The sequence below is a fragment of the Emticicia sp. genome, assembly GCF_049241225.1.
In the GTDB taxonomy this organism is placed as follows: domain Bacteria; phylum Bacteroidota; class Bacteroidia; order Cytophagales; family Spirosomataceae; genus Emticicia.
Map to the genome: position 1 here is coordinate 38381 of NZ_JBMLRC010000424.1, position 5960 is coordinate 44340.

General features: G+C 38.1%; 8 protein-coding genes. 2 read left to right on the forward strand and 6 right to left on the reverse strand.

Going from position 1 to position 5960, the window contains the following annotated elements; genetic code table 11:
- The 3 genes from ACOVO2_RS22020 to ACOVO2_RS22030 all read right to left on the reverse strand — a co-directional run.
- A partial coding sequence (locus tag ACOVO2_RS22020) for a hypothetical protein (RefSeq protein ID WP_421772038.1) occupies nt 1-191 on the reverse strand: 191 nt, incomplete at its 3' end.
- A gap of 81 nt (nt 192-272) precedes the next feature.
- Nucleotides 273-1505 carry an MFS transporter gene (locus ACOVO2_RS22025; protein WP_421772039.1) on the reverse strand — a complete coding sequence of 411 codons (1233 nt, stop codon included), beginning with the start codon at nt 1503-1505 and terminating at the stop codon, nt 273-275.
- Nucleotides 1506-1529: 24 nt separating this feature from the next.
- A complete protein-coding gene (locus tag ACOVO2_RS22030; RefSeq protein WP_421772040.1) occupies nt 1530-2120 on the reverse strand; it encodes a TetR/AcrR family transcriptional regulator in 591 nt (196 codons plus the stop codon).
- 135 nt (nt 2121-2255) lie between these two features.
- Between ACOVO2_RS22030 and ACOVO2_RS22035 the strand changes: the two genes are divergently transcribed.
- Entirely contained in the window at nt 2256-3407 is a 1152-nt protein-coding gene (locus ACOVO2_RS22035) for a DUF1624 domain-containing protein (RefSeq protein ID WP_421772041.1), read from the forward strand.
- Between the two features lie 69 nt (nt 3408-3476).
- On the opposite strand, the gene ACOVO2_RS22040 is transcribed toward ACOVO2_RS22035, so the two are convergent.
- Entirely contained in the window at nt 3477-3893 is a 417-nt protein-coding gene (locus tag ACOVO2_RS22040) for an OsmC family protein (protein WP_421772042.1), read from the reverse strand.
- A 283-nt stretch (nt 3894-4176) separates the two neighbouring features.
- Nucleotides 4177-4767, reverse strand: a complete 591-nt coding sequence (locus ACOVO2_RS22045) for a Crp/Fnr family transcriptional regulator (protein ID WP_421772043.1) — start codon at nt 4765-4767, stop codon at nt 4177-4179.
- A 147-nt stretch (nt 4768-4914) separates the two neighbouring features.
- On the opposite strand from ACOVO2_RS22045, the gene ACOVO2_RS22050 reads away from it, so the two are divergent.
- Complete coding sequence (locus tag ACOVO2_RS22050) at nt 4915-5163, forward strand: hypothetical protein (protein ID WP_421772044.1); 249 nt, start codon at nt 4915-4917, stop codon at nt 5161-5163.
- A gap of 134 nt (nt 5164-5297) precedes the next feature.
- Here ACOVO2_RS22050 and ACOVO2_RS22055 read toward each other — a convergent pair whose 3' ends face one another.
- Nucleotides 5298-5795, reverse strand: coding sequence for a DinB family protein (locus ACOVO2_RS22055; RefSeq protein WP_421772045.1), 498 nt, complete (start codon nt 5793-5795; stop codon nt 5298-5300).
- Nucleotides 5796-5960: the final 165 nt, after the last annotated feature.

The following is a 5960-nucleotide window of genomic DNA, read 5'->3' on the forward strand; positions in this document are numbered from 1 at the left end:
GAAGCACTTAATTGCTCCACAATGTAGCTTTCGCAAATCTCCAATTTTCGGTTTTCGATTCGCAAGATTTTATCACAATCTTCTAAATCAAAATTCCATTTTCCGTGCGGCAAAACAAGTTCGTTAAGTAATGGAGCTACTTTTCGTACTTGTATTTTATTTTTTATCGTAGTTCTAAATACCCAAATCATGACTATTCTTAGGTTTGAATTTGGAAGGATAAGCAAAATAAATACCAGCCACTGACAACCCTATGTCAGTCAATCTGAGATTTATTTAATTGTTTTTTTCTGAATTTGTCGATTCAAAATATACATCATTCCAATAGTAATAAGCATCGAAGCCACTACCACCATTCCCAAAAGTGGGTAATTTTGCATCGTTCCATCGCTTCCTTCTGAAACAATTACGCCAGCCAAAGCGGCAGCAGCTCCACCCGAAATCTGCTGAATCGACGAATTGATACTCATAAACGCACCACGGTCTTGCATTTGCGGCACAGCCGTCATGAGCGAAGAAGCCGAAATCATTCGAGCCGTAATACCCGCAAACATTAGCACATTCACAATAACAACCAACCAAAGTGGCGTTGGGCCTAAATTGGTATAAATCAAAACCATGATTACTGTGATAATTGAGCCAACAAAAAACACCTTGTATTTGCCCAGTTTATCGCTCAATTTGCCCGAAAGCGGGCCAAACGTAATCGTAAATATGCCTGTCACCAAATACAACATCGGTAAATCTTTGATGTCAATTTTTAAGTTGTTGATACTAAACGCACTACCAAAAGGCATGAGCATAAAACCGCCCGTAGCCAATAAAATTGTCGCTAAAAATGCTCTTAAATAATCGGATTTAGAAAGGGTTTTCCATAAATGCTCAAACGGATTTCGGTCGTTTTGAACCTTCAAATGTTCGGTAATTGGCTGCATATACACCACAATCGCAATGCCAACGATTATCGAAAAACCCACAATCATCCAAAACGGCGAATGCCAACCAAAGGCGTTGGCCAAATATAAACCAATCGGTAAACCCAAAATCTGGCTTGCCGAAAACGCCATTTGCACAAAGCCCATCACACGCCCACGGAGTTCGAGTTTGAATAAATCGGAGATAATTGCAAAACTGATTGAGCCAATTACACCACCAAAAATCCCTGTCACGATTCGAGCTATCAACAAAAACTCATAGCTATCGGCTATCGCACAAAGCGTTGTGCCGAAAATAAAACCTACATAAAAGAAAAGTAGTAGTTTTTTACGGTCGAATCTATCGGCAAAGCCAGCCGCCAAAAGCCCCGATGCACCCGCACTAAAAGCATAAGCCGAAACTACGAGTCCAAATTGTTTTGGTTGAAGGCTCAATTCTTTCATCAAAATCGCACCTAAAGGCGACAAAACCATGAAATCTAAAATCAGCGTAAACTGTAAAATCGTGAGAATGGCAATAATAAAAATCTGGTATGGGCTAAATTTTTCGTTGGTCGAGTTACTCTTCATATATCAATAAATTTTATTACGTTTTTAGTTTTTTATTCCTTTCAGTACCAAATCAAATGTTTGCCACAAAACCTCATCAGTCAGCACAAAAGGGTCGCCAGTGATACTTTTTCCTTCTTGATGAAAACGAATCAGATTATAAAGAGGAGCATACAAAATCGACCACGAAACCTCAATCGGCAAGGCTTTTATTTCGCCACGTTGAATGGCATTTTGCATAAAAACTCGCATTTTCTCTCTAAATTCAGCCACAATGTTTTCGGTAACGGCTTCTCTAAACGAAGAGTTTTTTATCTGCTCAAAAAAATCCATTTCGAGTTTGTGGCTCATCATAAATTCCGCCCTATTTTGCCATTGAATTTTCAAGCCATCGGCAAACGGAGCATACGGGTCGAAATTTTTAAAAATTGCTTCGTTATGTTTCTGGGCAATCTCACGCCCGATACTTACAATCAAATCTTCTTTATCCTTGTAATAAATGTAAAGTGTGGCTGGCGACACATTGGCGGCTCGTGCCAATTTTTGCATACTAAACCCTTCAAAACCTTGACTCACAAGCAATTCAAGGGCTTTTTGCTTTACAATCTGTTCTTTATGTTCGTCTCTGATTCTCATATTGGCCACAAAAATAAATGAACGTTCGTTCTTTTAAAAGAAATAGTTTCATTTTTTCTTAAAATGGCCGATTTCCATCAAAAAAAACAGCTGATTTACTTATATTTGGAAACACAAAAACCTTCCTTACAAATTATGAAAAGAATTACTTCGATTGATGTCGTTCGTGGCATCGTTATGGTTATCATGGCTCTCGACCATACACGAGATTTTTTATTACAAAATGCTCTCACACAAAACCCAACTGATTTATCAAACACCTACCCTGCCCTATTCTTCACTCGTTGGATTACGCACTTGTGTGCCCCTACTTTTGTGTTTTTATCGGGCGTATCCGCTTATATTTCGGCTAAACGCCAGAATAATATCAGCGAAAGCCGTAAGTTTTTACTAACTCGTGGAATTTGGCTAATATTCTTGGAGTTTAGTATTATTTCCTTCGGAATTTGGTCAGATATTGGTTTTCATACTTTACTTTTTCAGGTTATTGCCGCCATTGGAGTAGGTTTTCTACTGCTATCGTTATTGGTTGGTAAATCGCACAAAATTGCTCTCGGCATTGGTAGTTTTATTATGATTTTCTATGGACTGTTGGCTTTAGTACCCGAATCTGGTCTTAGAAACGCTTTAAGTCCGCTATTTGTACTTACCGTTCTTCCGCTTGGCGAAAGATTGTTGATTTTGGCTTACCCGATACTGCCGTGGTGGTCAATCATGCTGATTGGCTATGGTTTAGGAGAATATTTTTTAGTCGAAAAACCAAACAGAATCAGATTTTTTATGAAAATGGCGGGCGGATTTTTAATTGCGTTTGTGATTTTACGCTTTATAAATATCTACGGCGACCCCGTGCCATGGAGTATTCAAACAAAGCCTTTTTTTACGTTTTTATCATTCATAAATGTTTCTAAAAACGCTCCATCGCTCGATTTTACGCTTTGCATGCTGGGGATTTCTTTTTTAATGCTATGGTTGGCGGAAATATATGGCGAAGGAAAATTGAAGTTTTTTAAAGTCTATGGCAGTGTACCGTTGTTTTATTACCTCATTCACTGGTACGTAATTCGGACATTTTTAATCATCACATTTTTAGCGAAGGGCTATCAGTGGAGCGATTTTGTATTTCATGAACAAACACTCGGCCGCCCCAAAAACGATGATGGAATTACACTTCCACAAGTTTATTTGGCTTGGTTTGCCGTTATTCTGATTATGTATCCGCTTTGTAAATGGTATAGCAATTATAAAAGCCAACACCCCGAAAAAACTTGGTTGCGGTATTTATAGTCAGCAATAAAAAAGAACACAGGAATTGCGTCCTGTGTTCAGTAAATTTATATGTGTTTTGATAATGGTTTAAGCCAAAGTTGCAGTAAGCGTGATTTCGGCATTGAATAACTGCGAAATCGGACAGTTTGCTTTTGCGTTTAATGCTGCTTCTTGGAATTGTTCTTCCGAAATGTTTGGAATCGAAGCCGACATTTCTAAATGAATATGCGTGATTTTTCCATCTTCAAATACAACTTTTGCATTGGTGTCGATATTATCGGCCGTGAAACCTAATTCGTTCAAAACGAAACTAAATTTCATCGAAAAACAACCTGCGTGAGCTGCTCCGATAAGTTCTTCTGGGTTTGTACCTACGCCATCCGCAAAGCGAGTTTTGAATGATAATTGAGCTTTATCGAGTGTTGTACTTTGAGTAGAAACTGTTCCTACGCCTTCCATTCCTGTACCTTTCCAATTGGCCGATGCTTGTCTTGTAAATTTCATTGTCTTTATTGTTTAAATTGTTATTTTGAATTTGATGATACAAAGGTCAGCATCAGACACAACAAAAACTTTAACCCAAGTTAAAATCGTAAAAAATTAAATTATTTATCGGAATTATAAAGATACTGTCACAAATTTTTAGAACCACAACGGCGGACTGTGCTGATAACGCAGATGTTCCAACGCTGATTTGCACAGATTATCTGCGAAAATCAGCGTTAAATTTATTTATCAGCGTCATCAGCGTCCCATTTTTGTTTGCGACAATATCTTTACAGTTCCGTTATTTCCTTTCAGAAAGTCTTTTTCTGATTCGGCTCAGCGATGGACCTTGAATGCCGAGATACGACGAAATATGATACAGCGGAATAGTATTCATAATATCGGGGTGGTGCGAAATCAAATCTAAATACCGTTGCTCGGGGGTTTGAAAAAGCAAACTTTCGGTGCGATTAAGGGCTACGTTAGATGCTTGTTCGGCAATCAATCTACCCAATCGCTCCCACTCGTGCGACTGCCGATAAAGCGACATCAGGTTATCGAAGTGAATATAAATAACTTTAGATGTAACCATTGATTGCGTATAAAAATGACAAGGCACTTGATTGATAAAACTGGCATAAGAAACCACCAGTTGATTATCGGTGTAGAAGAAAATATTTTTTTCGTCGGCTGATTTTTCGTCGAGGTAATAAGTACGAAAAACACCCTCTAAAACAACCCCTAAATGCTTACAAACTTGTTGAAAATCATTATAAAAATCACCTTTTTTGTAGGTTTTCACTTGCCAATACTTTGCCGAAAGCTGAAAAGCCTCGCTACTCATTCCCGAAAACTTATTCAGGTTTCTTTCTAAAATCTCAATTTCAGTCATTTTATGCTCACTTTTAAGTTTTTCTCTGTGGAATAATCATCAAATGCTGATGTTTATCCCCAAATTTCCTCCATTTGTTGCATTATTCATAAGAAAATCTGTGGTATTATTTTTTCTGAATAACTGTATAACTAAATCCTTACTGTCATGAACATTAATCAAAAAAAAGCATTAGAAAACAAAACTGAGATAAAAGAAGAAACCAAACTTGACTACAAACGTCTTTTGGGTTGGGGATTTGGCCTACTAATAGGCCTTATGGCGATAGCTTATTTTGCTGGTTTTATTACTTTTGGCACGCCCGAACAAGCCACCGATGCCGACAAAAAGGCTTATTTTGAAAAAGATTCAATTGCAACAGCTAATGTAGCAACAATGGATAGCACAAAAAAATAAAAAGAGGTCAAGTTTTGACCTCTCTTCAGTTATGTGGATTGCGTTTACCCTAAAAAGCATTTTTCATAATTTTGTGTAGGCTATATGCTTTTCATGAATTTTCATTGGCTTAAAGTCTTTAGAAAACCCCTCGTTTAGAAATTTGTCTCGTCGGCACTTGGCCCATAAGAACCAGGTATCGGAATATCCATGAGACGCAAGAAAACACCTAATTGAGCTCTGTGATGAATCGTTTGGCTCAAAGCATTACGTATAGCTTCGGCCTTGCTTACATCCATGTAGATTTGGTCACCTGCACGTAATTTCCACGATTCTGCTAATTTTTCTTCATTTTCTGGAATAAGTTGCGTGCGTCCATCGGCCAATGTTTCTTCAAAATACGCCACTAATTCGGCCGTATTATTGATTTGTTTTGGTTGATAGGGCGTTTTTACAAAATCTAATTCATCGGTTGAGAGTCCCAAAGTTATCCATGTTGGTAATTCGGCAATGTGCGTTCCCAATTGGCGAAAACTCATGCTTCTTGGGTGTGGCTGCCAGTCGAATTTATCATCGGGAATGAGTGATAACATCTTGCGAGTGACGAGGGATTCTTGTTCTAATTCTTTGAGGAACGCTGTAATCATTGACATAATTTTGTGTTGTTTTGGTTAATGACACAAAGAAACTATGCCCCACTGACAACCCTATGTCAGTGCTTTTTAAAAGTTTTTTTTTGTGGAGCGAACATCCTGTTCGCTGTAATATTTTTTATGACGATGATTCAATGCGAACAGGATGCAACCGAGCGTCGCCCG